Here is a 26,944-nt window from a genome sequence, read left to right on the forward strand (position 1 = left end):
CCCGGCCGCTGTCCGAGACGCACGTCCCCCGAGCCGGAGGAACCCCGTGATCCGCGCCCTGACCGGATACTCCACCAGACACCCGTGGAAGGTGATAGCCCTGTGGGCGGTGCTGGGCATCGCCCTGAGCGGTCTGGCCCCCACCCTCATCGGCCGGGTCACCGAGAACCAGACCGCGGCCTTCCTCCCCCGCCAGTACGACTCGGCCGCCGCGATGGAGATCGCCCGGGACCGGTTCGGGGCCGACCCCGACGCCACCACGGTGACGGTGCTGGTCGCCCGTACCGACGGCAAGGCGTTGGGTGCCGAGGACCACCGGCTGATCCGGGCCGGGGCCGAGGAGCTGGCCGGCCGGCGGGTGGTCATGCCCCGGGACGACGGCATGCCCGCGTTCCTCGTCCCGGACCGCTCGCAGATCCCGCGGATCGCCCCGGCGATGACCGCCCCCGACCGGAGCTTCGCCCTGCTGACCGTCCGGCTGACCGGGAATCCCGCGGACCCCGGACTCCAGGACGTCTACCGGACCTTCCGGGACGACGCCCGGGACCGGTTCGCCGAGGCCGGGATGCGCACCGGGTTCACCGGCGGGCTGGCCGGCACCGTGGACACCACGGACGCCAACGAGACCGCCACCCGGGTGGGCGGCGCCCTGGTGATGGTCCTGATCGTGCTCCTCAACGTGCTGGTGTTCCGCAGCGTGCTGGCCGCCGTACTGCCGCTGCTGGCCGTGGCCCTGATCGGCGGGGTGGCGGCGGGGGCCGTCGCGGGGGCGGCGATGCTCACCGGCATCCGGCTCGACGCGGGCACCCCGGCCCTGATCAACGTGGTGCTGCTCGGCATCGGCGTCGACTACCTGCTGTTCCTGCTGTTCCGGTTCCGGGAGCAGCTGCGGGCCCGGCCCGAGGTCCCGGCCCGGGAGGCGGCCGGGCAGGTCGCCGGCCGGGTGGGGGCCGCGATCACCTCGGCCGCGCTGACCATCGTGGCCGCGTTCGCCACGCTGGGGCTGGCCGCCTTCGGGCAGTTCCGCTCGCTGGGGCCCTCCATCGCGGTGGCCGTGCTGGTCATGCTCCTCGGCAGCCTCACCCTGCTCCCGGCGCTGCTGGCGGCGGCCGGGCGGAAGATGTTCTGGCCCTCCCGGACCCTGCGTCAGCAGCCCCGGGACGGGATGGCCGGCCGGCTGGGCGAGCTGGTCACCCGGCGGCCGCTGGCGATGGCGGCGGGCTCCGTGCTGCTGCTGGGCGCGCTGGCCGCCGGACTCGTCGGCATCCGCATGGACTACGGCCAGGGGGGCTCCGGTGACGGGACCCCGGCCCAGGCCACCGCGGCGGAGATCTCCCGGGCGCTGCCGGCCGGGGTGTCGGACCCGACGAGCGTGTTCGTCACCGCCACGGACGGCCGGGCCCTCACCGTGGCCGGACTCGACGGCCTGTCCCGGGCGCTGGGCCGGGTCGAGGGGGTGGGCCAGGTGGCGCGGACCGTGCTGAACGAGGACCGCCGGGCCGCCCGTATCGACCTCTACCCGACCGCCGACCCGCAGAGCAGGGAGGCCCGCGCGCTGGTCTCGGGGCCGGTGCGGGCCGCGGTCGCCGAGCACGCTCCCGCCGGAACGGCGGCTCATGTGGGCGGCACCACGGCGGTGTTCGCGGACATCGCCACCGCCGTCGACCGGGACCTCAGGATCGTGTTCCCGGTGGCGGCCGCGCTGATCGCGCTGATCCTGCTGCTGCTGTTGCGCAGCCTGCTCGCGCCGCTGGTCCTGATGCTGTCCGTCGGCCTCGGTTTCGCCGCCACCCTGGGGGCCGCCACCCTGCTGTTCCAGCACGCCCTGGGCGAGCCGGGTGTCCAGTTCACCCTGCCCCTGGTGCTGTTCCTGTTCGTGGTGGCCCTGGGCACCGACTACAACATCCTGATCACCGACCGGATCCGGGAGGAGATGCGGCGCCCGGGCCCGGCCCGGGCCGCGGTGGCCCGCGCGGTACGGCACACCACGCCGGCCGTCGCCACGGCCGGGCTGGTGCTGGCCGGCTCCTTCGCCACGCTCGCCACGACCCCGGGCAGCGAGCAGGTGGCCTTCGCCATGGCGCTCGGGATCATGCTGTCGGCGCTGGTCCTGTCCCTGGTGCTGGTGCCCGCCCTGGCCACCCTGCTCGGCCGGAGCCTGTGGTGGCCGGTGCGCCGGCCGCCCACCGCGGACGGCGACCAGCCGCAGCACGGCACGCCCGTGCCGGTTCCGGCGCCCGCGCCCGTGCGGTCACCGTTCCTGGTCGACGGCGGCCGCTAACTCCCGGGAGTGTGCCGGTTGCCGCCGGGCCGGAAGGCCGCCGTCTCGCGCGGGCCGCGCAGCCGGACCACCCGGAGCGGGTGATACCGGGGGTCCGCGGCCCGCCGGGCGATCTCGGCGCGGCGGGCCGCGTAGCCGTTCCAGGCCGACCATGCCGGATGGTCGGCCCGGAGCCATTCCCGCCAGGCCTCCCGGTTGCCGCCGAACAGCCGCTCCCGGCGCAGGCTCCGGCGCAGCGAGCGCCACAGCACACGGCGCATCACCAGGGGGCGGGGGAGGTCGAGCCAGACGACGGTGTCGGCCCGCTCCCACATCCGGTCGCGGACCCCTTCGGGACCCTGCCCGTCGAGGATCCAGCGGTCCCCCGCCACCAGGCGGGCGGTGTCCTCGGCGAAGGTCGGACTGGGTTCCCAGCCGGGCCCGATGTAGTGCAGGGCGTCCAGTTCCTGGAAGGGCAGGCCGAGTTCCCTCCCCAGCCGACGGGCCAGGGTGGACTTCCCGGACCCGCTGATCCCGAGGACGAGCACCCGTTCCACGTCCGGGATCCTATGCGGTGCCGAAGGCGGCCCAGCGGCCGAGGGCGAACCCGCCGCCCTCCTTGCGGACTTCCACGGCCCCGGAGCCGCCGAAGTGCGCGGGGACCAGCAGTTCCCGTTCGGCGGCGGCCCGCTCCAGGATCCGGCGGCGGCTGGCCGCGGCCCCCGCGGGGTCCATGCAGAAGCAGCTGTTGTGGCCGGGGGCCAGGATCTGGACCGGGCTGTGCAGGAGGTCCCCGGCGAACACCGCCCGGTCGCCGCCGGAGGCGAGCCGCAGCACGGAGGAGCCGGGGGTGTGCCCGGGCGCGGATTCCAGGGTGAGGTGCTCGTCGATGCGGTGGCTGCCGTCCCAGAGGATCACCTGCCCGGCCCGGTGGACGGGGGCCACGCTGTCCTCGTACAGCAGTCGGTCGTCCTCCCGGAGCCCGTTCCCGTATCCGTTGTCCGGGCCGAAGTGGAAGTCGTCGGCGGCCGGGACGAGATAGCGGGCGTTGGGGAAGGTCGGCTGCCAGCCGCCGTCCACGGCGATGGTGTTCCAGCCGACGTGGTCGGCGTGCACATGGGTGTTGACGACGAGGTCCACGTCTCTGGGCCGGACCCCGGCCCGGGCGAGGGCGCCGAGGAAGTCGCCCTGCCGGTGGTGGAACTGCGGGGAGCCGGGCCGCTCCCGGCCGTTGCCGACCCCGGTGTCGACGAGTACGGTCCGTCCGCCGCTGCGCAGCACCCATGACTGCAGTGCCATCACCGCCCGGTTCCCCTCCGGGTCCCAGTGGTCGGGCGCCAGCCGGTCCGCGTTGTCCTGCCACAGTTCGGCGCCCGCCTCCGGGATCAGATCGGGGGCGCAGGCGAACGCGCCCTGCCATTCGAGGACCCGGATGACCTCGACCTCGCCGAGCATGATCCCGGAACTGCTCTCGTTGTTCATGACGTCGAGCCTAGGAAGCCCGGATGAGCGGCTCAATGCCCGGACCGCTCATCCGGATACGTGTCCCGCTCATCGGCGACGCCCTCGGTATCCTGCCCCGATGGATGTGGTGAGCGACGCGGTGGCGGCGGTACGGATCGGCCGCCCTTCCTCGAACCGGGTCCGGGTGGGCGGGAGTTGGTGCGCCCGACTGGCTCCGTACGAAGGGGCGGGCTTCCATGTGGTGCTGGAGGGCCGCTGCTGGCTGCTGCCCGACCGGGGCGAGCCGGTCTCGCTCGGACCGGGTGACGTGGTGCTGCTGCCGCACGGCGCCGGACATGTGATCGCCGACGGGCCGGCCGACCCGGAGACCGTACGGCGGGCGGTGCCCTTCGAGCGGTGGTCCGCCGGGACCGGTGCGTCCGCGCCGGGGACCGCGACGGCGCCCGTGCCGGACGGCACGGCCGTGGAACTGCTGTGCGGCAAGTACCGGCTGGACCGCAGCCGCCTCCACCCGCTGCTGGCGGAGATGCCGGAGGTGGTCCATCTGCCGCACCGGTTCGGCGACCACGCCGAACTGCGGTCCGCGGTCGATCTGCTGGGCCACGAGCTGGCGGCGCAGCGGCCGGGCGGCTCCATCGCGGTGCCCGGTCTGCTGGACCTGCTCCTCGTCTACATGATCCGCTCCTGGACGGACCGGGGCAGCGGCTCCTGGCCCGCCGTACTGGGCGACCCGGTGGCGGCGGCCGCGCTGCGGGCCCTGCACACGGATCCGGCCGCGCCCTGGACCACCGACCGGCTGGCGGCCGAGGCGGGCGTGTCCCGCGCCACCCTGGCCCGCCGGTTCACGGCCCTGGTGGGCCGGCCGCCGATGGCGTACCTCACCTGGTGGCGGCTGACCTTCGCGGCCACCCTGCTGTGCGACACCCCGGATCCGCTGGCCTCCGTGGCCCGCCGGGTCGGGTACGGCACCCCGTACGCCTTCTCGCACGCCTTCCGCCGCGAGTTCGGCACCACCCCGGGGCAGTACCGGGCCGCGGCCGCGGGTTCGGCCGCGGGCTCTGCCTCGGCCTCGGGATCAGGGCATTCCGTCGGGGTCGCAGCTGGCGCGGCGCAGCCCGATCACCCGCAGGGCCCTCATCAGGGCCTCGGAGTCGGACTCGCGCACGATGTGGACGGCGCCCTCGACCTCCAGCGCCGACACCGCCGCGGCCGGCCGGCCCGCGGGCGTACGGATCACCACCCCGCTCGGCGGGTCCAGGGCCCGCACCCCGTGGAACACCCGGAGTGAGTCCGGGTCGGCTTCCAGCCGGTCGAGGCCCGCGGGCAGGGACAGGACGGTGATGTCCGGCAGGAGGACCCGGGCGTGGGCGAGCGCGGTGTCGGCGTCGTGGGCGTGCGAGACGATCCTGAAGTGCGGACTGCGCTGGATGCCCGAGCGCAGGAGTTCCAGCTGCTCGCCGTCGGGCACACCGACCACCAGGACCGTCATCACGGGTCCATCCTGCGCCCCGCCGCGCCGTCCGGCCGCCCGGGACACGCGGGGGCGGGACGAGCGGGGCGGGGTCCCGTCCGGACGGCCCGGAGGGCCGCCGGTCAGATCGTGCGGGCCGCGGCGACGGCCTCGGCCACGGCCGGCTTGTCCAGATAGCGGTGGACGTCGTGGGCGCCGAGCCGGCCGTTGTCCACCCGGACGTCCGTGACCCCGGCCGCGAGATGGGCGAGGCCGCCGCCCCGGTTCACCGGGTCGTTCGGGGCGTACAGGTTCGTCCACTCCACTCCGGCGGGGACCGTGAGCGGTGTGCCCGGGGCGTGCACGCCCTTCCTGACGGCCAGCCAGCCCAACGGGGACCCGCAGGTGACCAGGGAGCGCACCCCCGGCCCGCCGTCCGGGGCGGCCGGGACCTCGCCGCGGGCGAGCATGTCGTAGAACACCACGCTGCCGAGGGAGTGCGCGATGACCACCCTTCCTCCGGTGGCGGCCAGCGCCGCCCGGACCTCGGCGCGGACCGCCGCTCCCGTCTCCTCGTCCCGCAGATAGCCGTGCGCCTCGCGGACCAGCCACATCAGCCGTCCGGTCACCCCCTTCCCGGCCACCCGGTCCACGGCCTCCGCCCGCCGCCGGATCCGGAAGGTCAGCCGGCCCTTCCCCAGGGTCTGTCCCGCCATCGGGGTGGGGTCCTCGGCCGCCACCGCGGCCGGTGCGTAGGCGGCCAGGGCCTGGAGGATGAACTCCTCCTCCGCCTCGTCGACCGGCGCCCCGTCCTCCCCGTCCGCGCCGTCCTCCGGGCCGAGCCGCATGAAGCGGGTGGCCGTCTTCGGAAAGACCCCCTGGTACGAGGGGACGGTGATCCGCACCGGGCCGGTCCGGGCGGCCCGCCCGGTCCCGGCCAGCGCGGCGTCCACCGAGGCCTGCCAGGCCCGGCTGAGGCTCTCCGTCGTGGCGGAGGCCCCCTGCCTGATGCCGTGCACACCGATGATCGGGAGCGTCTCCACGCTGCCCCACCTCCTTTTCGCCCGACTCCTGCCCTCTCCGCTCTCCCCGCACCGGCCCCGCCAAACCCGCGGTGGAACACCGGCGTTGGCGGGCGACTGCCCGGATAGGCTGGACCGGCAGGTGGGTGGGGAGGTGGCTGTGGGTCTGGATACGGGAAGTACGGGAAGTACGGGAAGCGCCGGCGATGCGCGGGAGTTGGACGGGATCGTCCGGCGGCGGCTGGTCGTGGTCGCGGTGGACGGCTACCCGGACAGCCCGCCCGGTTTCGACGAGGCCGTCGCCGCCCAGGTGGACCGGATCACCGGCTGGCTGGCCGACCCCGGCCTCGGCGAGGACCGCCGCTTCGAGGTGAGCCGCACCGCCAAGGTCCGCACCGTGGAGGAACTCCGCGAGTTCCTGCGCGGGGAGGACCTCGCCGCGGCCGGGTACCGGGAGGCCGTGGTCGTCTACGTCACCGGCCACGGGATGCGGCGCGGCGCGCCCCGGCACTTCCTGACGCTGGGCGCCACCGACCCGCAGCGGCTGTTCGCCACCGCGTTCCCGACCAGCGAGCTGGTCACCGCGCTGCTGGACAGCCGTTCCGAGCACGTGCTGGTGCTCGTCGACTCCTGCTTCGCCGGGACCCTGCGCAGCGAACTGGCCGGGCTGCTGGAGGCGCTGTGCGCCGAGCGCCGCGGTTTCGAGGGGGCGGCCGTGGTCACCGCCGGGGACCACGAGGAGCAGCCGCTGGTCGGCTCGTTCACCGAACGGGTGGCGCTGGCCTGGGAGCGGATGCGGGACGAGGCCGCCGGATTCACCGCCCCCTACCTGTCCTTCCAGGAGTGGGAGGGTCTGCTGGACGAGGTCGGCCGGGACGAGGAGGGCCGCGAGAAGAACCTGGTGGCCGCCGAGTGGATCGTCCCGCACTCGCGCCGCCCGGTGCCCAGCGCCTGTCTCCCCAACCCCCGCTACCGGGCGCCGGTGGGCACGGCCGGGCCGGCGCTGCGCCAGCTCGCCCTGACCCCGGCGGCGGACTCCGGTGCGGAGCCGGGATCGGAGTCGGGGGCCATGGAGGAGTTCTGGCTGGACCGCGCCTCGGGGCGGGCGGCGGCGGACGACCCGGGCTGGTACTTCCGCGGCCGGGCCGAACCGATGACCCGGATGACGGAGTTCCTGCGCTCCGGTTCCGGGGTGCTGGTCGTCACGGGTGCCGCCGGGTCCGGGAAGTCCGCGCTGCTGGGACGCCTGGTCACCCTCTCGGACCAGCGGTTCGTCGAGGACCCCCGGTACGCGGCGATGGTCGCGGGCATCGCCCGGGAGCTGCGGCCCGATCCGGGAGCGGTGGACGTCGCCGTCCTGGCCCGCAACAAGTCCGCCGGGCTGATCGTGGACGATCTGCTCACGGGACTGGGCGAGCCCGGCGCCGGTCGGGGGCCGGGGGCCGGTCCGGGGCCGGGGGCCGGTCCGGAACTGCCCCTCCAGGCCCTGCTGGCACGGATCCGGGAACGGGCCGGGACGGGGACCGTCACGGTGGTGGTCGACGCCCTGGACGAGGCCGAGGACCCGCTGTCCGTGGTCAACGACGTGGTCCTGCCGCTGGCCCGGCTGCGCGGCCCGGACGGCACCGTCCTCACCCGTCTGCTGCTCGGCATCCGCAGCTCCCCCGGCCTCTCCTACCCCTCCGGCGCGGACCTGGTCGACGAGCGCGCCGACCAGCTGCTGCGGCGGCTGTCCGAGGCCCTGGAGGCCGAGGGGCGGGCCCCGGCGATGCAGCGCTCGGACGGCCCCGACTGCTCCGGCGACATCGCCGAGTACGCGGCCACCCTGCTGCTCGCCCCGGACGGCAGCCCCTACCACCAGGCGCCCGGGGCGGCCGCCGAGGCCGCGCGGATCATCGCGGACTCCGTCGCGCCCTCCTTCCTGGACGCCCGGATCGCCGCCGACCAGCTGCGCCGGGCGGCGGTCCGGCAGGACCTCGCCGAGGACGGCTGGCTGCACCGGCTCGCCGACGGCACCACCGGGCTGCTCCGCGAGGACGTCCGGGCGGTCGCCCGGGGCACCGGGGTGCCGGCCGCGCTCCTGGTCGCCGCGCTGCGGGCGACGGCCCTGGCGGCGGGGGCCGGGCTGCCCTGGGCGGAGGTCTGGCCGGCCGTCACCTCGGCCCTGGCCGCGACCGGACCGGCGCCCGGCGACGGAGCCGCGGCGGGAACGGGCGCAGGCGCGGGCGCGGGCGGTGGGACCGGTTCCGGGGGCGTCGGCGCGGAGGCCGCCGAACAGGCCATCCGGACGTTGCGCGCCAGCCGCCTGACCGGCTATCTGGCCACCGCCGAGGAGGACGCGCGTACCGTTTACCGGCCCGTCCACCAGCGTCTGACGGACCTGCTGCTCGCTGACCAGGCCTGGCTGCTGGCCCCGCCCTCGGCCGCCGCCCCGCCCTCCTGGCAGCCCGGCGGACGGACGGACGGGCTCGCCGCCGCCCATGCCGCGACGGCCCGGGCCCTGGCCGGGCTGGTCGAGCGGTCGCTGCCGCATCCGGCCCATCCGTACGTCCGCAGGCACTTCCTGCACCATGCGGCGGCGGGTGGGGTGCTGGACGATCCGGGGGTGCCGGCGGCCCTGCTGGCCCAGGAGACCTCCGGCAGCCTGCGGGCCCGGCTGGGCCTCCCGCTGCCCACCGCGGACCCGGCGCGGCGGACCCTGACCGCCGCCGCGCTGATCGAGCCGTATGTGCGGGCGGACACCGACCTGGTCACCCGCCTGGGCTCCATCGCCTTCCAGCGGGCCGGCCGGCAGGGCGGGGAGGCCGCGCCCGGCCCCTCCGGGCCGGAGGCCTCCGGCCCGACCGCTTCCGGGTCCACCTTCGTCTGGGGCCGCTGGGAGGCCCGCGCCAATGTGATCGCACCGACCCGGGGACGCACCGGCGACCTCTGCCTGCTGCCCACCCTGGACGGGCGGACGCTGATCGCGGTGCTGTCGATGGACGGCCATCTGGCCATCTGGGACGCGGCGTCGGGCCGTCCGGTCGCCGAGGTCCCCCGCTCGGCCGCCCGCTGGACCACGGCCCTCCGGCCGATCCGGGGCGCGGGCGGCCGCACCTTCCTGGTGGCCCTCGGCTCCGAGGGCGTCACCGTGATCGACCCGACCTCCGGACAGGCCGTGGCCGCCGTCCGGATCCCGGCCAGCCGCGAGGTGCACGTCCTGGAGGACGGGCCCGACCGGTGGCGGCTCTTCGTGCTCACCGCCCGCGGGGCGTCCCTGTGGACTCCCGACACCCGTGACCCGGATCCCGTCGGCGATGGCAGGCCGTTCGAGGCACGGGGGTTCCCGACGGCGTACCAGCGCGCCACCTACGCGGCGACGGCGGTGGTCCGCCGGGCGGACGGACGGCCCGTGGTGGCGGTGGCCACCGCGTCCGGCATCCGGCTGTGGGACCCCGAGACGGCGGACATGGCCCAGCACGCCTTCGCCGGCCCGTGGGCCCGCGGACTGCTGGGCGTTCCGCGGCCGGGCGCGGACGACCTCCTGATCGCCACCGGCGAGCAGGAGCTGACCGCCCCCGCGTACGTCTGGGATCCCTTCCGGGGCGCGCGGCACTCCTCCGCGCCGCTGGTCGGGAACTTCATGACCGCGCTCCCGGGCGGCGGGTCGATCGCCCTGGCCATCGGCAGCCGGGTGGAGGTCCACTCCGTGGACGGGGGACGGACGGACTCCTTCGAGGCGGACGTGCCCGCGGTGGACGCGCTCGCCGCCCTGGACGGCCCGGCCGGGCCGGTGATCGTGTCGACCGGGATGCAGGGCGTCCGCCTGTGGAACCCCGGAGCGGCCGGCGACCGTCCGCCGGAGTCCCCGTACCGCGAACCGTGGGGGCTGCAACGGGAGCGCACATGGCCCATGTTCCGGTCCCGGCAGCCGCATCCCGGCCGGGACTCCGGCCTGGTGGTGGTCGGCACGCCCGAGGGCCTGGAACTCCACGACGCCGCCACCGGGGCCGAGCTGCCGAAGCGGATCGGCGGCGGGCCCCTGGTGCGGGCCGAGCCGGTCCCCGCCCCGCCGGGGCAGGACTACGCGGCGGTCACCGGGATGGCGGAGTGGACGGTCTGGGACCTCCGCAGGCGCAGACTGCTGCGCACCGTCCCGGGAGGCGGGTTCGTGTCCCAGCCCTCGTGCGTCGGGGGGACCGGGGACGGGCGGGCCCTGTTCGTGGAGCTGCCCGAGGACGGGAAGCTGCGGTACACGGTGTGGGATCCGCGGGGCGGCGAGCCGGAGCCGGGGCAGCTGGTGTTCCATCAGGTCGCCCAGCGGGTCAGGGCGGTCGCCACGCTGCCGCCGCGCGCGGATGCCGTCCTGCCCGTGGTCGCCCTGGCCGGCAGCTACGGGGTCGACCTCGTCGACCTGGACGCCCGGGGGGAGCGGACCCGGACGCTGAGCGTCGAGCCCGGCCGCCCCACCACGTACCGCACCGTCGAGGTGTTCGGGGTGGGCGGCCGCACCCTGCTGGCCACCGCCACGGACACCGCCGTGTACGTGTGGGACGTCACCGACGGTTCGGCCGCCACCCTGCTCGCCCGCTGCGACACCCCCGGCACCCTGGTGACCTCGGTGGTTCCGCTGCCCGACGGCCGCACCCTGCTCGCCTCCGGGGGCCGGACCGGGGTCCGGATCTGGGACCCCCTCACCGGCGGACTCCACCACACCCTGCTCACGGGTTCCCCGGTGCACGCCCTGGCGGCCGGGCCGGGCCCGTCGGGCCCGGTCCTGCACCTGCACGGCCCGGCGGGGCTAGCGACGGTGGCGCTCGACGAACGGCTCCTCTGAGGAGCCGTCAGCCGGGCAGGTTCAGCTGCCAGGAGACCCCGAAGCGGTCGTTCACCCAGCCGAACCGGGGGCTGAACCCGTACGACCCCAAGGGCATCAGCTCGGTGCCCTGGTAGGCGAGGGCGGTGTAGAGCCGGTCGAGTTCGGCCTCGTCCTCGCACTGGACGAACAGCGACATCGCCGGGGTGAACCCGAACTCGTGCTTGACATAGCTGTCGATGCACATGAAACGCTGTCCGGCCAGCGCGAAGGTGGCGTGCCGGACGGAGCCCTCCTCGCCCGGGCCCTCGGCGCCGTGGCGGGAGATGTCGACGATCTCGGCGTCCTCGAAGAGGGTGCTGTAGAAGGTCATCGCCTCCTCCGCCCTGCCCTCGAACATCAGGAAGGTCGTGATCTTCTGCGGCATCGAGGCCACGGTACTGCCCTCCGGGAGTCGGTGTGGTTCCGGGAGCGAGGCTAGGCCAAGTCCCCGGCGGCAGGCCGCCGGACGCGCCCGGCACCCGCCCCCGGGAGCACCCCGGGCGGGCGGATCCGTGTCAGAAGTACCCGACTTCCGTACCGGCGGGGGTGGTCCACTGGTGACCGTCCCCATTCCGACACGGCACCGGAGGGCACCCATGCGGCCCTGGCAGTCCATCCTCACCGGCTACGCCTCCCTGCACGACCCCCGGCTGCGCGTGCCCTCGGTGTACGAGATGGCGCGGCGCAACACGACCGCGCTCGGCCGGGCCACCTCCGCCGTCCGGTTCCTGGCCGCCCTCGTCTTCGCCGGGGCCCTCTGGGCGGCCCTGGGGTCCTCCGGCGGCTCGCCCTGGTGGTGGGCGGTCACCGTCCCGGCCTTCGCCGGTTCGGCGCTGGCGATCGTCCACACCCACCAGGACCTGATCGAGGCCATGATGCGGTCGCGGCTGGCGCCCCTGCGGCTGATCGGCCGTGAACTCGACCTGCACGGCTGGCAGAAGGTGAACTTCCCGGCGATCCTGGAGACCTTCGGGCCGCTGGCCCTCGCCTGGGCCGTCGGCGCGCCCTCCGGACCGTTCACCGGACATCCGGGGGCGCAGCTGCCGGCGGCGGCCGCCGCGCTGCTCTACAGCGGGCTCGGCACCCTGCACTGGATCGTCGAATCGGTCTTCTACCAGTTCGAGCCGACGAAGGCCTGGTCGGTGGGGTTCGCCCGGCTCGCCCGCGGCGCGGTGCCCGTGGCGCTCGGGGCGGTCTACGCCCTGCTGCTCTCCCGCAACGCGGGCACCGGCGGGATCCCCACCCTGCCCGCGCTCGCGGCGCTGTTCCTGCTCCTGCACCCCGCGGTCCTCGTCTACGAGAAGACGCTGACCAACGCCCTGAACGAGATGCGTCCGGCGATCGTCGCCCAGCGCCTCAAGGACGCCACGATCGTCCACTCCAGCATCAGCAACCCCTTGCACTACGCGCTGCTGGCCGCCCGCGGACGGACCGCCGAGGAGGCCGAACCGCTGATGGTCTACCTCCGGGGCGAGCTCCAGCGCTGTCTGGACGAGCTCGACCACCAGCATCCGCCGGCCACCATCGGCGAGATCGTGGACGGGGTCCGGGCCAGTCTGCTGCCGGCCGACCGGGACCGGGTCTCCTTCGACTCCCCGCCCACCCCGCGCCGGCTGGGCGCCATGGACGCCTCACTGGCCCGCAGCGTCCTCGCCGACCTGTGCTGCAACGCCCTCAAGGAGGTCCGGGCTGACCACCGGCCGCGGGCCCGGGTGACCGGGACGGTGGAGCAGGAGATGATCACCCTGCGGGTGAGCGACGACGGCCCCGGCACCGGCTCCGGCCACGGATCCGGCCCCGGACCGTCGGGCGCGGGTTCCCCCGGCACCTCCCTGGAGCGCCTGCGGCAGCTCCTCGGCCAGTTGCAGGGCGGGCTCACCATCCGGCCCGGCGAGGACACCGGCACGGTGGTCACCGCCCGCTGGCCGCTCGCCGCCCGCGGGGACACCCCGTGAGCCGCCCGCTGACCGTCCTGGTCCTGGACGACAACCCGGCCACCGCCCTGGGCGCCCTCAACTACCATCTGGCGGACTCGGCCGGACCGGCGGACCGCTTCGAGCTGCGGCATCTCAGCGACCCGGCCCGGCTGGACAACTACCTGGACGCCTTCCACGACGAGATCGACGTGGTCGTGGTGGACGTGGAGTTCGAGCTCACCAGCACCCGGACCTGCCTGACCGCCTTCGACACCGTCCTGCGCCGCGGCGGCCCCAAGGCCATCGGCCTGTCCGCCTCCCAGTACGGGCGGACCCTCTTCCCCTTCGCCGTCTGCCAGTTGCTGCCGCCGCCCACCGCGCAGACCGTCGTGGGCTGGACGTACAAGGACGACCGCCCCGGGCGCGGGTTCCCCGAGCTGGTCCGGATCCTCGACGCCATCGCCGCCGGCACCCCCCTCGCCCCGCCCCGCACCCTCGGGCCCTGCACCCCGGACGCCCAGCCGGCCACCGGACTGTTCCTCCAGCGGATCCTCGCCGGACGCACCGACGTCCGCCTCTGGTCGATGATGTCGCGGACCCACTACGAGGCGGCCGACCTGGCCTCCGGGACCTCCGCCTCGGTCTCCACCGTCCGCAAGCGGTTCAGGAAGTACGTGGAGGCCATCACGGAGTTCGAGAAGGCCATGCAGCACGACTCCGTGCACCCGCCGGGCCCGCAGGCGGTACTGGGGCGTCCGCTCGCCGACGAGCACCGGCCCGGGAAGACCGATCCGACCCAGCGGATCGTGGAGGCCTTCGCCCAGGCCCACCGGTTCTTCTTCCAGGCACCCGAACTGGAGGAGCTCGTCGTGGCCCGGGACAACCGGCAGAGCCGGCAGCAGGGCGGCCGGTCCCGGCGCCGCAAGCCCGAGCCCTGGTGGAAGCCGCACTCCTGACCTTGCCTGACGGGGCATCAGCCGCCGTACGGGTGAACCTCGGAGGCCACCCGTAACGGGGATACGTACGGATTGTCCTACGGTCATGACGACGCCTTCCTCCCCCGCCCTGTCACACGCCCCCGCCATGCCGCACTCCCCCACGCCGTCGCACGCCCACGCCCCCGGACAGGCCCGAGCGCACGCACCCGTCCGTTCCCGGTCCCGGCGGTCGGTCCGGGGCGGCGGCCGGCAGGCGCTGCCCTCGCCCGGCGAGCGCCGCCGGCTCCGCGAACTGTGGGACCTCACCCCGCAGCAGGTGGCGGTGGCCTTCGGCGTGCGCACGGCCACCGTCCGGTCCTGGGAGTCCGGGCGCAGCACGCCCCGGGGCGCCCGCCACGAGGCCTACCGCCGGTTCCTCGGCGGCCTCGCCCAACGCGCCGACCTCCAGCCCCGGTCCGTACCGGTCCCGGCCGGACGCACCCCCGAGTCACCCGTACGGGCCGCCCTCCCGGCCACGCCGGCGGCCGCCGGCCCGGGGCCGGCGGCCGTGGCACCGGAGCGTCCGGGTCCCACCGGGCCCCTGGAGGCCCGTGGGCCCCGGGAGCCCTTGGAGCCTCGTGGGCCCCGGGAGTCGGAACAGCCGGAGCAGGCGGAGCGTCCGGAGGCCGGATGGCTGCCGGGGCTGGGGATGGCGGCCGTGATCCTCGGCGGCTGGGCACTGCTGCTCCTCCTGCTGGGCAGCTGGCTGCCGGACTGGACCGGCTGACCCCCGGCGGCCGCCCGGGCCCGCATGACCGATCCGGCCCCGGTGACCGCTCCGGTCCCAGGGGCTGTTCGCGGCCCGGGGTGGCCGTTCGGGGCGCAGGTGGCCGGTCCGGCCCCGGGCCGTAGCTCCGGCCCCGGATGGCCGTCCGGGGCCCGAGCGGCCGCTCTGAGTCCCCTGCGGCCGCCCGAGACCCGGCGGAGGCACGGGACCCTGGGGTGGCCCGGGACCCGGGGGTGGCCCGGGACCCGGGGGTGGCTCCGGGGTCCTGTTGGCTTCAGACGATCCCGGTCACGGTGACGTGCACCGGGATCGTCCGTGTGGTGGGGCAAATGGCTCGGACCGCGTCCCGGACGGCCTGGGTGACGTCCAGGGCCCGGTACCCGCCCAGCAGCACCACGTGGACTTCGACTGAGGGTCCCGTACCGGGCCGGGACGAGCCGGTGATCCGGACGCCCGCCCCCGGGCGGTGCGGTGTGGCCGAGCCGCGCAGCAGATCGCCCAGGGCGGGGCGCAGGAAGGCGACCCCGCGCACGGCGAGCACGGCCGCGCCGATGTCCTCGCGGATGCGCTCGCCGTCCTGCGGACCCGTCAGCACCGGCCCTCGCCGAAGCCGCCGAACCCGCCGAGGGATTCGTGGTGGAGGTCGGTGATGACCACCTCGATGTCGGCGGTCCGCAGGCCGAGGGCCTGTTCGGCCGCCTCCCCGACGGTCCGGCGGATCCGGTCCGCGGTCAGCCGAAGGTCGTCCGCCAGCGGTACGACCACTTCGATCCGGACCTCGCACGGTGTCCGTGCCCCCGGCGGCTCCCCGGCCCCCGGGCCGATCCGGCAGCTGCCGGCCCGCACCCCGGGGACGGTCTCGGCGGCGGCCCGGAAGGCCCGGGCGGCCACGGCCTCGTGGATCCAGGCCTCGTCCTCCGGCCCGCCCAGTGGGAGGGTCCGGCCGGGGCGCAGTTCGAGGCGGACCACGTCCATGATCCGCTCGGTGAGCGCGGCCGTGTCCACCTCCCAGCCGGCGCCCGTCTCCGGGCCGTCCAGCCGGACGGCTTCCCTGAGCCGCCGGAAGTCCCGGAGCGCCGCGCCGCAGTGCGGGCAGTCCGCGGTGTGACGGTCCGTGCCCTCGGGGGCGGCCGGGTCGCCGGGGGCGGCGGGGTAGCCGAGGTCCCAGAGGTCGGCCAGGTCCCTTCCGCAGGGCAGCAGGGCCTCTTCGCCATCGGTGCCGTGCACACCGTCCGTGGCGTCCCTGCCGTCGGTGTCGCCGATGCCGTCGATCATCGCCATTCGTCCATCGCCTCCGTCAGACAGCGCCGCGCTCGGAAGACCCTGGCCCGTACCGCTTCCCGGCTGATGCCGACCGTCTCCGCGATCGTCTCGTACGGCATCTCCTCGACCTCCCGGAGGACCCAGCAGGCCCGTTGCTCCGGGGAGAGGACGGCCATCGCCTGCTGGAGGGCGTGGACGGCCGCCTGGGATTCCACGGCGCGCACCGGGGAGCTCTGGTGCTCGGGGGCGGCCCGCTCGGGCAGTTCGTCGATGTCGTGGAGCGGGCGCCGGGCCCGCAGCGCGTTGAGGCAGCGGTTGGTCACGATCCGGTGCAGCCAGGTCCCGAAACCCGAGTCGCCCCGGAACTCGGGGAGTTTCCGCCAGGCGCTGACGAAGGCCTCCTGGACGGCGTCCTCGGCCTCGGCCCGGCTTCCGAGCAGATGGGTCGCCAGCCGGAGTATCGCCGGGCCGTGCGACCGGACCAGGGTCTCGAAGGCCTCCTCGTCCCCCTCCGCCGCCCGGACGGCGAGGTGGGCGTCGTCGGGCCGCCCCGCCGCTCCCCGGCACCGTGGCACCCGGTCCCCTACAGCCGTCACTCGGCGACTCCTCTCGCGTTCGCCCTGTTGGACACCCGGGCGGGCGTTCCGTTACGGGCCTCCGGGGGTGAATCCGCATTCCGGTCAGGGTCCGGATCCGGTGCGTCACGGGACCGCCCGGGCCGTGTCGAACGTGAGCCATGTATCGGACGAGGCATCGAAGGAGCGAGGATGACCGCGCAGGAGCTGGCCCCGGCCAACGGCAGCCGCAGGAGCACCCCGACCGTGGGCGGCGGCAGCAGCACGACCCTGAGCAGCGGGCAGAGCGGTGCGTCGGAGCCGGCGCCCACCCGCGGCAGGACCTCCATCGCCGATGTGGTGGTGGTCAAGATCGCCGGAATGGCGGCCCGGGAGATCCCGGGGGTGCACGACATGGGCGGCGGTCTGTCCCGCACCCTGGGCGCGGTCCGCGACCGGGTCCCGGGCGGGCGCCCCAACGTCGGCCGCGGGGTGAAGGTCGAGGTGGGCGAGCGGCAGGCGGCCATCGACGTGGAACTCGTCGTCGAGTACGGCGTTCCGATCACCGATGTCGCCCGTGACGTAAGGGAGAACGTGATCGCCGCGGTGGAGCGGATCACCGGGCTGGAGGTGGTGGAGGTGAACGTCGCCGTGAACGACGTCCGCCTTCCGGGGGACGACCAGACGGGTCTGCCGGCGGAGGCCCGTGTGGAGTGAACGGCCGTGTCCGGTGTCCCCGAGTGGTGAGGTGAGGTGGAGTGATGGGCGAGGCGGTACGGCCGGGGTTCCCGGAGGGCGCCACGGAGCGGGGCAGGACCACGGTCTCCCGCCGGGTGGTCCGCAAGGTCGCGGAACAGGCCGCCCGGGAGGCCCTCGCCGGTTCCGGCGGCCGGGCCGGCCGGGCGGCGGCCGCGCTGCGCGGGAGCACGGCCGAGGTCCGGGTGGATGTCTCGCTGGCCTACCGGGAACCGGCCGGGGAGTCCGCCCTGGCGGTGCGCGAGCACGTCGCCGCCCGGACCGCCGCCCTGACCGGTCTGCGGGTGCCGGCCCCGCGGGTCCGGGTCCGGGCGCTGATCGCCCGGGACTGCGTTCCGGCTCCCGCGGCGGATGTCGGGTGCGGGGCCGGTGTCGGCGCTGGTGTCGGTCTCGGTGGGCCCGGGCTGGTTCGGGGGCGCGGGTGGTCGGAGCGCCGGGTGCCGGTGGCGGTGCTGGCGGCGGCGGTCGCGGCGGGTGCCGCCCTGCCGCTGCTGGCGGCGGCCGCCGACCGGCTGCGGTGGCGTCCGCCGGAGCCGTGGCGGGACTGGCCGCCGAAGCTGTGGCAGGGGTGGCCGCCGGAGGTGACGGCCGGTCCCGGCCCGGCGGGACTGCCCGGCTGGGTGGGGGCCGCGCTGGCCGTGGCCGGCCTGTGGCTGGTCCTGCTGGCCCTCACCCCGGGCCGCCGGGGCGAACTGCCGCTGGCGGGGCCGGGCGACGGGATGCGGGCCGTGATCGGCCGCCGTTCGGCCGCCCGGCTGGTCCGCGGGGCGGTCGAGGGGGTGCCCGGGAGCGCCGGCGCCCGGGTGCGGCTGGGCCGGCGCCGGCTGACCGTACGGACCGGACTCGCCCACGGAGCGCATGGAGCGCCCGGTGCGCCCGGTGCGCCCGGAGACAGCGGGGCGCCCGGAGACAGCGGGGCGCCCGGGGACAGCGGGGCGCATGGAGCCACCGGAGACAGCGGGGCCCAGGGGGCCGACGGGGACGGCGGGGCCCAGGGAACCACCGGAGACAGCGGGGCCCAGGGAACCACCGGAGACGGCAGGGCCCAGGGGGCCGACGGGGACGGCGGGGCCCAGGGGGCCGACGGGGACGGCGGGGACGGCTTCGGGCGCCGGAAGGAGGCCGTGCGGGCGGCGGTCGAGGCGGCCGTCGCGGGCGCGGTGCGGGAGTTGGGCCCGGCGGTGCCGCCGCGGATCCGGGTACGGGTGCGGTCCGGGCCGTCCCGGCGACCGGCCGGAGAGGTGGGTGTCCCCGATGGACCGCACGCGTAACGTCGTCAACCGGCTGGTGCTGCTGGCCGCCGGGGCGCTGCTGCTCGGCGCGGGCACCACCGTGCTCCTCGGGGGCGACACCGGCCGGAGCGGGCCCCGGCGGCTGTGGGCGGCCGCCGCCCGGGAACCGTGGCCCTCCCCCGGTGGATCGCCGGTGGTCGGGGCGGTCCTGCTGGTGGTCGCCGTGGTGGCGGTCGTCCTGCTCCTCCTCCAGTCGCGCCGCCGGGTGTTGCGGCGGCTGCCGTTGCCCTCGCCGGGCACCTCCTTGGACGCCGGTGCGCTGACGGCCGCGGTGGACTCCCGGCTGCGGGCGCTCCCCGGGGTCCGCTCGGTCCGCAGCTCACTGCGCGGCTCGCCGCGCGCCCCGGGCACGGGTCCCGGTCCGGAACTCGGGCTGCGCACCCGGGTGGTGCTGGAGGACACCGCCTCCGCGCAGCGGCTCCTGGCGGTCCTGGCGGAGGGTGTGGTGCCCGAGGCCCGCGGCTGTCTGGCGCCCCGTCCGCTCCTGGTGGAGGTCCGGTTCACCGTGCGCCGTGGCCGGCCCGCCCGCCGGGCGACCGTCCGCCGGGCGCGTTGAGTACGGTGGGCGGCGGCGGGCGATCGGTTTCACGGTGGAGGGCGAGGACAGTGGCGGAATCGGCGGGGACGGAAGAGTCGGGGGCGGCGGCGGCCGGGGCGGGCACGAGGTGGCGCAGCCGGCGGATGCTGGCGGGGGTCATGATTCCCGCCGTCCTGGCGGTGGGTGCCGGACTGTACTGGTTCCAGCCGTGGAAGCTGTGGCAGGACGACACCGTCCGCGAGGCGCTTCCGGTCGCCTCCCCGGACCGCCCGGGCGCCCCCGCCGATCCGTCGGCCGGTCCGTCCGCAGGGTCGTCCGCCGGTACGTCCGGCGGGCCGGCCGCCCTGGAGACCCTGGCCCGGGGCGCGTTCATCAGCCATGAACACGCCACCACGGGCACCGCGAAGGTGCTCCGGCTGCCCGACGGTTCCCGTACCCTCCGGCTGGAGGGCCTGGACACCAGCAGCGGTCCTGACCTGCGCGTCTGGATCACGGACGCGCCGGTCAAGGAGGGCACCGCCGGGTGGCGGGTGTTCGACGACGGCGAGTACCTCAGCCTGGGACGCCTCAAGGGCAACAAGGGCGATCAGAACTACGCCATCCCGGCCGGGGTGGACCTCGCCGACTACACGAGCGTCGCCATCTGGTGCGACCGCTTCGACGTGTCCTTCGGCGCGGCCCCCCTCACCGCCGTCTGACCGACCGGGGTCCGGTCGGACCCCGGTCCCACCGGCTGACCGGCCGTCAGCAGGTGATCGTGCCGCGCCGCAGCGCGTGGCCCCCGGTGTTGCCGTCGTCGGCCCAGAGCACCGGCTTGGTCCCGCCGACGCATTCGGCCGCCCCGGCCAGCGTGAAGCCCTCGTTGTTGAGGTCGGCCATGCCGCTCGGCCGGTTGAAGACCGCCGTGGTGGTGAACGCCCCGGAGGCGTCGACCTTCATGGTGCGGTGCCGGCCCGAGCAGGTGTCGTCGCAGACCACCCACAGCCGGGCGGCCTGCGGCTCCCACTGGAGTTCCATGACCCCGGACATCCCGCTCGCGATGCTCGCCACCCGGGTGAAGCCGCCCGCGTCCAGCAGCACGTAGCCGTGCACGGCGCCGGTGCCCTCGACGCCGACGAAGAACACCCCGCCGGAGTGCGGCCCGTACTGCGCCGGGTCGTAGGCCGCGCCGGTGGCCGCGTCCTTGAAGCCGGCGGCGGTCAGCTGGGCGTCCGGGACCCAGGTGATGGCCTCCAGGCCCAGGTTGGAGCCCACCGACGGCAGGTCCGGGGTCAGGTTCCACTCCTGGGCGGCGGTCAGGGTGCCGGAGGTCCCGCCGACCGCGTACTTCAGGACGGAGAGCCTGCTGGTGCCCGAGGAGGCGCTGTTGCGCTCGCTGGCCACGTACACCCCGGCCGTGGATCCGGCACCGGCCACGGTGACCCCTTCGGCGTCGGCGCTGCCGGAACCGCCGCCGGGGAACCGCAGGGTCTTGCCGGCGGACCAGCCGTTCGCGGTGTCCGGGGTCCAGCCGCCGCTGCCGTCGGGCAGCAGCCGCCACAGCTTCCCGGAGTTCTGGGCGCCCCAGAGCACGCCGCCCTCCTGGTAGAGGCCGCTGAGGTCCGATCCGAAGACGTTCGACCCGTCGGCGTTGGCCACCGAGCTTCCGCCCGGCCAGGCCACCGGGGTGGTGTTCCCGCCGCCGGTGCCGCAGGAGTTGGCGGCGCCCAGGGTCGGCGAGGCCGCCTTGAAGGCGCCGGTGCCGTCGGGGCAGCGGGACCATGAGGGGGCCGAGTGGGTGCTCCAGGTGAAGCTGTCGACCAGGGTGCCGCCGTCGGGCAGGTACAGGCGGGCCTTGTCGGCGGAGCCCAGACCGAAGGAGCCGTGCACGTCGAAGGCGCGGAACGCGCCGGGGGCCAGGGTGGTCCCGGAGGCGATCTTGTACTTGGAGCTGTTGCTGTCGTCCTTGAGGATCCATCCGGAGATGTCGACGGCGGCGGTGCCCTTGTTGTACAGCTCGACCGAGTCCTCGACGTCCCCGGTGGTCACCACCTCGTTGATGCGGACGTCATCGGCCGGCGCGGCCTGTGCCGGGGTGGCGACCAGGGTGGCCGCCGCCAGTGCGGGCACGGCGACGAGGGCCAGGGAGAGGCGGCTGCGCCGCAGGTGGGCGCGCGTTTCGGTCACGGTGTACTTCCCGGGTTCGTGGCTGCTGGTGGGCGGCACGAGGCTCGCCGTCCGGGCCGAATGCGCGCCCTCCGCCAGGGGGTCCTCCGCTGAACACCGGCCGAACTGTGCGCGTCGCCCGCCCGCTCAGACCGGGTGGGGCGCGCCCGCCGGATCGGGGCCGCGGTGCAGGAGTTCCAGGCGGTGCTGGGCGAGCCGGAGGTGCCGGGGGTCGGGGTCGGGCAGCTCCCTGAGCAGCCGGAGCAGGTCGGTTCCGGTGTCGGCGGCCGCCTCCGGGTCCTTCAGCCGGCTCCAGCAGTAGAGCGCGCCGGCGGCCGCGGCCCGCAGCTCGGCGGCGCCCGGTTCCTGACGGCCCATACGGGCGCGGGCGGCGGCGGACCACAGTTGGGTGCCGAGCCGGAAGTCCCCGGCCATCCGGGCGAGATCGGCCCGGATCTCCACCCAGTCGAGCGCTTCGGCGGAGGCCGCCCCGTGGGTCCGGTGGACGTGCTCCTCCCAGGCCCGCGCCAGGTTCGCGGCCTCGGCGTGCCGGCCTTCGGTGGCCAACGCGTGGATGTGCGGCCGGGGGTCGTCGGCGGGCTCCGGGGGCGGCGGAACGGAACCGGGGGCCGGGGCCTGGGCTGGGACGGAGGTGCGGGCGGGTGCGGGGGCCGGAGGGGTGTCCCGGGCCCACGGCGGGCGGTGGCCGGCGTCCGGGACGGCGGCGGCGGCCAGTTCGCGGGCTCCGGGGACCACCAGCACCCCGGGCGGCAGGGTGGCGGTGCCCACCGCGAGGGCGTGCAGCTGGAGGTTGGCCGGCCGGGTCGGGCTGGCCCGCAACTGGTCGATCCAGGCCCGGGTGTAGCCGCTCACCGCCGGTGGCCCGCCGCTCCAGCCGGGCGGGCTGACCACTCCGTAGACCTCCGCGGCCGGGGAGGCGGGCAGGCTTCCGTACTCCTGGAGGAGCGGCCAGGCCGCCTTGTCGGCGGCGAGGTCGATCAGCACGGTGGTCAGCCCGGCGGGACGGTCCCCCAGCTCGGTGCCCAGCCAGTCCCAGGGCAGTGCGGTGTAGCGGACGGAGCCGGCGGTGGTCCCCGCCAGGGCCAGGTGCAGTCGTCCGCCCCGGCGGTCCACGGTGAGCCGCCCGGAGAGGTAGACCAGCAGCGGACCGGGGGTCGCGGCCGCCGCCCGCAGCCTGGTCAGGACCGTCTGGGGATCCCGGGCCCCGTCCAAGTACGTGGTGTCGCAGGCGACATCGCTGTTCAGCAGCGCCGGCACCGGCACCACGGCCAGGGCGGCCAGATTGGCGCTCGGCGCCACCTGGACGCCCCGGCGCCGCAGGGCCGAGTCCCCCGCTATCAGGAGCACGTGGCCCCGCTGCTGTTCCCGTCCGAAGGTGCGCATGGACAGACCGTACTCACTGTACGGAGGTCCCCAGGCCATCCCCCGGCCACCGGCCGTCCGTCCGGGGCGGACCGGACCGGGTCGGACCGGGCGCGCCCGTCCCCCCGGGGAGTGACCCGCGGCCCGCCCTGCCGCCCGGGGGCGTCCTCCCGTGCTTCGCTGGGGCCCATGACCCGCATCGCGTCCGCCCGTTGGCTCCCGCTGCTCACCGTCCCGCTGCTGTTCCTCGCCGCGGGGCCCGGACACGCGGACTCCGCCGATCCCGCCCCCGGGGAGCCGGTGAACCCGTGCGCGGCCGTCACGGTGCCGGTGGGCTACCTGTGTCTGCCCGAACCCAAGCAGTGCGTCACCGCTCCGTGCCCGCAGTACGTGATCGTCCCGGCGGGGGCCGTGGAGCCCCGGGCGGACCGGTGGGGTTCGGGGTGCGATCACGGGTGAGGAGAGGTGGGATGGAGGTCCGGAGAACTCCTTCGCCGGAAGGGCCGTGATGCCCATGCGCGCCGTCCGCCGTGCCCGTGCCCTCGCCCTCACCGTCGCGGGCCCGGCACTCGCCCTGGTGATCGCCCTCGGGGCCGCCGCCCCGGCCGCCCCCGCCGGCCCGGGCGGTCACTGTCCCGAGGGATGGGCCTGCGGGTGGACCGGTCCCGGGTACACGGGTGTGGTGAGCCCCGTGGCGCTGGACACGGCCCGGTTCCCGGAGACCACCGCCTACGTCGGCTTCACCGACGGGGCCTCGGTGTGGAACGCCGCCGGGGGCCGCTGCGTCACCCTGTACGGCGGACCCGGCTACTCGGGGCGACGGCTCACCGTCCCGCCCGGCCACGGCATCGCCCTGCTCCCGGCCTCCTTCGGCCCCGTCCGCTCCGTCCGGTTCCACCCCTGCCCGCCGGCGCCCTGACAACGGCCCCGACCACCGCCCCGGCCCCCGCCCCCACCGGTCATTTGCCGATCTTGGAACGGTCCCGGAAACTGTCCCGGAACCGGGACCCGGACGCGAACGGCCGTCCGGGCGGGGTAAGACGGGGGATCCATGGAACTGGACCGACGGAGCGTACTGCGCGGGCTGGCGGCCGTACCGGCCGGGGCCGCGCTGGCCGGGCTGGGCGCGGGAACCGCGCGGGCGGACTTCGCGACGGTGCTCGACCCGAAGGCGCCGGGCGGCACCTGGGAGGGCTGGGGCACCTCGCTGTCCTGGTGGGCCAAGGCCGTCGGGCCCGACCCGGCGGTGGCGGACGCCCTGTTCGGCCGGGGCACGGTCCGGCTGCTGGGCCAGGACCTGCCGGGCCTCGGCCTGAACATCGCCCGCTACAACGCGGGCGCCTCGGGCACCAACTCCCTCCAGGGCCGCACGATGAAGCCGCAGCCCAGCCTCGCCGGGTACAAGGCGATCGAGGGCTACCAGCTCGACTGGAACAGCGCCGACCCCTCCTCCCCCAGCTGGAACTGGTACGCCGACGCCAACCAGCGCGACATGATGTGGCTCGCCCGGGACCGCGGGGCCGACACCTTCGAGCTGTTCTCCAACTCGCCGATGTGGTGGATGCTGAAGAACGACGACCCCCGGGGCAGCGACACCAAGTGGAGCAGCAACCTCAGGGAGCAGGACTACGGCCGGCACGCCGCCTATCTCGCCACGGTCGCCCGGTACGCCCATGACCACTGGGGCATCGACTTCCGGTCGGTGCAGCCGGTGAACGAGCCCTGTCTGCCGTGGACCCCGGAGGAGGGCCGCGGCCAGGAGGGCTGCTTCTTCGACCCGGCGCAGCAGGCCCGGCTGATCGCGGACACCCGCCATCAGCTGGACGCCCGCGGTCTGTCCTGGATGGAGATCCCGGCCATGGACGAGAACGGCTACGACTACGCGCTGGACACCTGGAACCGGTTCGACGCCGGGACCCGCGCGAAGGTCGGCCGGATCAACGTCCACGGCTACCGTTCCGACACCCGCCGCGACCTGCTGCACGCGGCGGCGGCGCAGGCCGGAAAGCGGATCTGGATGTCGGAGTACACCGACGGCGACGGCAGCGGGATGGCCATGGCGCGCAGCATCGGCTATGACATGCGCTGGCTGCACCCGACCGCCTGGGTCTACTGGCAGGTGGTCGACAACAGCGACGGCGGCGGCTGGGGGCCCCTGGAACTCGTCGGCGGCCGGCTCGGGCTGGTCAACACGAAGTTCTACGTGCTGGCCCAGTACACCCGCCATGTCCGGCCCGGGATGCGGATCGTCGAGTCCGGGCACCCCGACATCGTCGCCGCGTACGACCGGGCCGCGCGCAAGCTGGTGATCGTCGCGGCGAACCACGCGGACGGCCAGTGGATCGACTTCGACCTGTCGCGGTTCACCACGGCGGGGGTGGACGGGGCGCTGGTGGACCGCTGGTGCACCGCCACCGCGGACGGCGAGCGCTACGGCCACCACCAGGACACCTATCTGCACGGCCGCCGTTTCTGGTCCTGGTTCCCGGCCCGGTCCGTGCAGACCTTCGAGGTCGCCGGCGTCGACCTCTGACGCGGACGGGCGGGCGCGCCGGGCGGGAGCCGGTGCGCCCGCCCGTGGCGGGGTGGTGGGGTCAGCCGGTGAAGCCGGCGGTCAGGGAGGTGAACTGCCAGTCGCTCTGGGCGATGCCGGAGCAGGTCTCCTGGAGGCCTCCGCCGGGGCAGCCGCGGTCCCGGTTGACGGACCAGAAGGCGAGCCGGGCGATGTGGTGGGAGTTGGCCCAGTCGCGGATGTCGGTCCAGTTCTGGACCGTGGTGGTCTCCTGGGTGTCGCTGATGCCGTTCATCCCGGAGATGCCGATGTGCGCGTAGGCGGTGGCGTCGTCCCAGCCGAAGGTGGACTTGAGCTTGGCCTTGAGGCCCTCGGTGGCGCTGACCGTGCTGGCGTACATGTCGGTGGAGGCGTTGCCGAAGTCGAAGGGCATGATGGTGAAGACGTCGATGCCGGCGTCCGTGGCGTGGGCCCGCTCGATCAGCCGGTTGCCCCAGGAGGTGGGGCCGGAGGTGCTGGTGCCGAAGGTGAGGATGGTCTTCAGGCCGGGGTTGTTCTGCTTGACGATCTTGAGGGCGCCCAGCACCCGGTCCTGGACGGCCGCGTTCTCGAACTCGTCGGTGTTCTCGATGTCCACGTCGATGGCCTTCAGCGTGTAGGCGTCGATGACCTTCTGGTAGGCGCCGGCCAGGAGTTCGGGGGTGGCGCAGTTCGGTCCCAGCTTGTTGCCCTGCCAGCCGCCGATGGAGGGGACGATGTCGCCGCCGGCCGCGCGGATCGCGGCGATGGTGCTCTGGTCGATGCCGCCGGTGAGCGGGCGCTGGCCGTCCCAGGCGGGGTTGCAGCCGCCGGAGGAGAGGATGAAGGCCATGGTGAACCATTTGACGCCGGTCGCGTTCATCACGGTGGTGGCGCTCGGCGGGTTGCCCCAGCCCAGGTAGAGGTAGGGGGCCGCCTGCTTGAAGCCGGTGGGGGCGGGGCCGTTGTCGGTGGTCACGGTGACGGCGTTCGAGGCGGCGGAGGTGTTCCCGGCCAGGTCGCGGGCGCGGACGGTGAAGGTGTACGCGGTGTTGGCGGCGAGTCCGGTGACGGTCGCCCCGGGGGTCGCGGAGGTGGCCACCTTGGTGGTGCCGCGGTAGACGTCGTAGCCGGTGACGCCGACGTTGTCGGTGGAGGCCGTCCAGGACAGCGAGACGCTGGAGGAGGTCTTGCCGGTGGTGGCGAGGCCGCCGGGCACGGTCGGGGCCACGGTGTCGGCGGAGCCGCCGGGGCCGTCCAGGCTGATGTCGTCGGCGTAGTAGGTGCCTTGGCCGTACCAGCCGTTGACGTACACCTGGGCGCTGGTCTGGGTGGCGCCGGTGGTGAAGGACACGGACAGCTTGGTGTAGTCGGCGGCGGCCGGGGTCCAGGTGGAGGCGCCGCCGGTGACGCCGAGGTAGACGTAGCTGCCGCGGACCCAGCCGGCCAGCGTGTAGGTGGTGTTGGGCTGTACGGCCACGGTCTGGGTGCACTTGGCGTTGTCGCCGGCGGTGGCCGCGCCGGCCAGCGCCTTGGTGCCGCCGTGGACGGGCGAGCCGACGACGGAGCCGAGGCCTCCGGTGCAGGTCCAGCCGCCGAGGGTGCCGGTCTCGAAGCCGCCGTTGGTGAGGATGTCGGCGCCGAATGCCGCGCCGGGCGCGGTGAGTACGGCTGCCGCGCCGAGGACGGCGGCGCCGAGGCCGCAGGCCAGCCGGGTGCGGGTGCGGGTACGCAAGGGATTGCCTCCGTGGGGAGAGGAAGTACCGCTGGTGCGATGGGCTTTGACACGGTGGCCACGCGTCCGCCGGGGAACCTACGCGGCCGCGTCAA

At 75.4% G+C, this 26,944-nt stretch carries 23 protein-coding genes; 13 read left to right on the plus strand and 10 right to left on the minus strand.

What is annotated here, in order from left to right:
* Positions 1-46 precede the first annotated feature (46 nt).
* Positions 47-2,281 (plus strand): MMPL family transporter, encoded by a 2,235-nt coding sequence (locus ACZ50K_RS19930; protein WP_468904583.1) that lies wholly within the window; start codon positions 47-49, stop codon positions 2,279-2,281.
* Here ACZ50K_RS19930 and ACZ50K_RS19935 read toward each other — a convergent pair.
* Both ACZ50K_RS19935 and ACZ50K_RS19940 read right to left on the minus strand, forming a co-directional pair.
* Complete coding sequence (locus tag ACZ50K_RS19935) at positions 2,278-2,817, minus strand: AAA family ATPase (protein WP_468904584.1); 540 nt, start codon at positions 2,815-2,817, stop codon at positions 2,278-2,280. The genes ACZ50K_RS19930 and ACZ50K_RS19935 overlap by 4 nt on opposite strands.
* Before the next feature lie 10 nt (positions 2,818-2,827).
* Positions 2,828-3,742 (minus strand): MBL fold metallo-hydrolase, encoded by a 915-nt coding sequence (locus ACZ50K_RS19940; protein ID WP_468904586.1) that lies wholly within the window; start codon positions 3,740-3,742, stop codon positions 2,828-2,830.
* A gap of 100 nt (positions 3,743-3,842) precedes the next feature.
* Between ACZ50K_RS19940 and ACZ50K_RS19945 the strand changes: the two genes are divergently transcribed.
* A complete protein-coding gene (locus ACZ50K_RS19945; RefSeq protein WP_468904588.1) occupies positions 3,843-5,012 on the plus strand; it encodes a cupin domain-containing protein in 1,170 nt (389 codons plus the stop codon).
* A gap of 305 nt (positions 5,013-5,317) precedes the next feature.
* Here the strand turns inward: ACZ50K_RS19945 and ACZ50K_RS19950 are convergent, their stop codons facing one another.
* The gene (locus tag ACZ50K_RS19950) at positions 5,318-6,217 is read right to left on the minus strand and encodes a hypothetical protein (protein ID WP_468904589.1); all 900 of its coding nucleotides are present in this window, start codon (positions 6,215-6,217) and stop codon (positions 5,318-5,320) included.
* A 196-nt stretch (positions 6,218-6,413) separates the two neighbouring features.
* Here ACZ50K_RS19950 and ACZ50K_RS19955 point away from each other — a divergent pair, with 196 nt between their 5' ends.
* Positions 6,414-11,012, plus strand: coding sequence for an AAA family ATPase (locus tag ACZ50K_RS19955; protein WP_468904591.1), 4,599 nt, complete (start codon positions 6,414-6,416; stop codon positions 11,010-11,012).
* 7 nt (positions 11,013-11,019) lie between these two features.
* Here ACZ50K_RS19955 and ACZ50K_RS19960 read toward each other — a convergent pair whose 3' ends face one another.
* Complete coding sequence (locus ACZ50K_RS19960; RefSeq protein ID WP_468904593.1) at positions 11,020-11,418, minus strand: VOC family protein; 399 nt, start codon at positions 11,416-11,418, stop codon at positions 11,020-11,022.
* Positions 11,419-11,629: 211 nt separating this feature from the next.
* On the opposite strand from ACZ50K_RS19960, the gene ACZ50K_RS19965 reads away from it, so the two are divergent.
* From ACZ50K_RS19965 to ACZ50K_RS19975, 3 genes are all read left to right on the plus strand, one after another.
* A complete protein-coding gene (locus tag ACZ50K_RS19965) occupies positions 11,630-12,988 on the plus strand; it encodes a hypothetical protein (RefSeq protein ID WP_468904595.1) in 1,359 nt (452 codons plus the stop codon).
* Positions 12,985-13,905 (plus strand): hypothetical protein, encoded by a 921-nt coding sequence (locus ACZ50K_RS19970; protein ID WP_468904596.1) that lies wholly within the window; start codon positions 12,985-12,987, stop codon positions 13,903-13,905. Before ACZ50K_RS19965 ends, ACZ50K_RS19970 begins: the two co-directional genes overlap by 4 nt.
* Before the next feature lie 85 nt (positions 13,906-13,990).
* The gene (locus ACZ50K_RS19975) at positions 13,991-14,653 is read left to right on the plus strand and encodes a helix-turn-helix domain-containing protein (protein WP_468904598.1); all 663 of its coding nucleotides are present in this window, start codon (positions 13,991-13,993) and stop codon (positions 14,651-14,653) included.
* A 274-nt stretch (positions 14,654-14,927) separates the two neighbouring features.
* Here the strand turns inward: ACZ50K_RS19975 and ACZ50K_RS19980 are convergent, their stop codons facing one another.
* Genes ACZ50K_RS19980 through ACZ50K_RS19990 form a run of 3 tightly spaced genes read right to left on the minus strand, consistent with a single transcriptional unit; the run spans position 14,928 to position 16,512 of the window.
* Positions 14,928-15,248 carry a hypothetical protein gene (locus ACZ50K_RS19980; RefSeq protein ID WP_468904600.1) on the minus strand — a complete coding sequence of 107 codons (321 nt, stop codon included), beginning with the start codon at positions 15,246-15,248 and terminating at the stop codon, positions 14,928-14,930.
* A complete protein-coding gene (locus ACZ50K_RS19985; protein ID WP_468904602.1) occupies positions 15,242-15,934 on the minus strand; it encodes an Asp23/Gls24 family envelope stress response protein in 693 nt (230 codons plus the stop codon). The genes ACZ50K_RS19980 and ACZ50K_RS19985 overlap by 7 nt, the downstream gene beginning before the upstream one ends.
* A complete protein-coding gene (locus tag ACZ50K_RS19990) occupies positions 15,925-16,512 on the minus strand; it encodes an RNA polymerase sigma factor (RefSeq protein ID WP_468904604.1) in 588 nt (195 codons plus the stop codon). The genes ACZ50K_RS19985 and ACZ50K_RS19990 overlap by 10 nt, the downstream gene beginning before the upstream one ends.
* Positions 16,513-16,683: 171 nt before the next feature.
* On the opposite strand from ACZ50K_RS19990, the gene ACZ50K_RS19995 reads away from it, so the two are divergent.
* From ACZ50K_RS19995 to ACZ50K_RS20010, 4 genes are all read left to right on the plus strand, one after another.
* Positions 16,684-17,187 (plus strand): Asp23/Gls24 family envelope stress response protein, encoded by a 504-nt coding sequence (locus ACZ50K_RS19995; protein WP_468904605.1) that lies wholly within the window; start codon positions 16,684-16,686, stop codon positions 17,185-17,187.
* Positions 17,188-17,231: 44 nt separating this feature from the next.
* Positions 17,232-18,497, plus strand: a complete 1,266-nt coding sequence (locus ACZ50K_RS20000; RefSeq protein WP_468904607.1) for a DUF6286 domain-containing protein — start codon at positions 17,232-17,234, stop codon at positions 18,495-18,497.
* Entirely contained in the window at positions 18,481-19,074 is a 594-nt protein-coding gene (locus tag ACZ50K_RS20005) for a hypothetical protein (RefSeq protein ID WP_468904609.1), read from the plus strand. The genes ACZ50K_RS20000 and ACZ50K_RS20005 overlap by 17 nt, the downstream gene beginning before the upstream one ends.
* 140 nt (positions 19,075-19,214) lie before the next feature.
* Positions 19,215-19,754, plus strand: coding sequence for a DM13 domain-containing protein (locus ACZ50K_RS20010; RefSeq protein ID WP_468904611.1), 540 nt, complete (start codon positions 19,215-19,217; stop codon positions 19,752-19,754).
* A 46-nt stretch (positions 19,755-19,800) separates the two neighbouring features.
* Here ACZ50K_RS20010 and ACZ50K_RS20015 read toward each other — a convergent pair whose 3' ends face one another.
* On the minus strand, positions 19,801-21,222 hold the full coding sequence (locus ACZ50K_RS20015) for a lamin tail domain-containing protein (RefSeq protein WP_468904613.1): 1,422 nt from the start codon (positions 21,220-21,222) through the stop codon (positions 19,801-19,803).
* Positions 21,223-21,348: 126 nt separating this feature from the next.
* Complete coding sequence (locus ACZ50K_RS20020; protein ID WP_468904615.1) at positions 21,349-22,605, minus strand: hypothetical protein; 1,257 nt, start codon at positions 22,603-22,605, stop codon at positions 21,349-21,351.
* A 168-nt stretch (positions 22,606-22,773) separates the two neighbouring features.
* Here ACZ50K_RS20020 and ACZ50K_RS20025 point away from each other — a divergent pair, with 168 nt between their 5' ends.
* From ACZ50K_RS20025 to ACZ50K_RS20035, 3 genes are all read left to right on the plus strand, one after another.
* Positions 22,774-23,043, plus strand: coding sequence for a hypothetical protein (locus ACZ50K_RS20025; RefSeq protein WP_468904617.1), 270 nt, complete (start codon positions 22,774-22,776; stop codon positions 23,041-23,043).
* A 49-nt stretch (positions 23,044-23,092) separates the two neighbouring features.
* Complete coding sequence (locus ACZ50K_RS20030; protein ID WP_468904619.1) at positions 23,093-23,503, plus strand: peptidase inhibitor family I36 protein; 411 nt, start codon at positions 23,093-23,095, stop codon at positions 23,501-23,503.
* 132 nt (positions 23,504-23,635) lie between these two features.
* On the plus strand, positions 23,636-25,117 hold the full coding sequence (locus tag ACZ50K_RS20035; protein ID WP_468904621.1) for a glycoside hydrolase: 1,482 nt from the start codon (positions 23,636-23,638) through the stop codon (positions 25,115-25,117).
* 61 nt (positions 25,118-25,178) lie between these two features.
* Here the strand turns inward: ACZ50K_RS20035 and ACZ50K_RS20040 are convergent, their stop codons facing one another.
* Positions 25,179-26,849, minus strand: coding sequence for a carbohydrate binding domain-containing protein (locus tag ACZ50K_RS20040; RefSeq protein WP_468904623.1), 1,671 nt, complete (start codon positions 26,847-26,849; stop codon positions 25,179-25,181).
* Positions 26,850-26,944: the final 95 nt, after the last annotated feature.

The organism is Streptomyces sp. NPDC033845, from assembly GCF_055576225.1.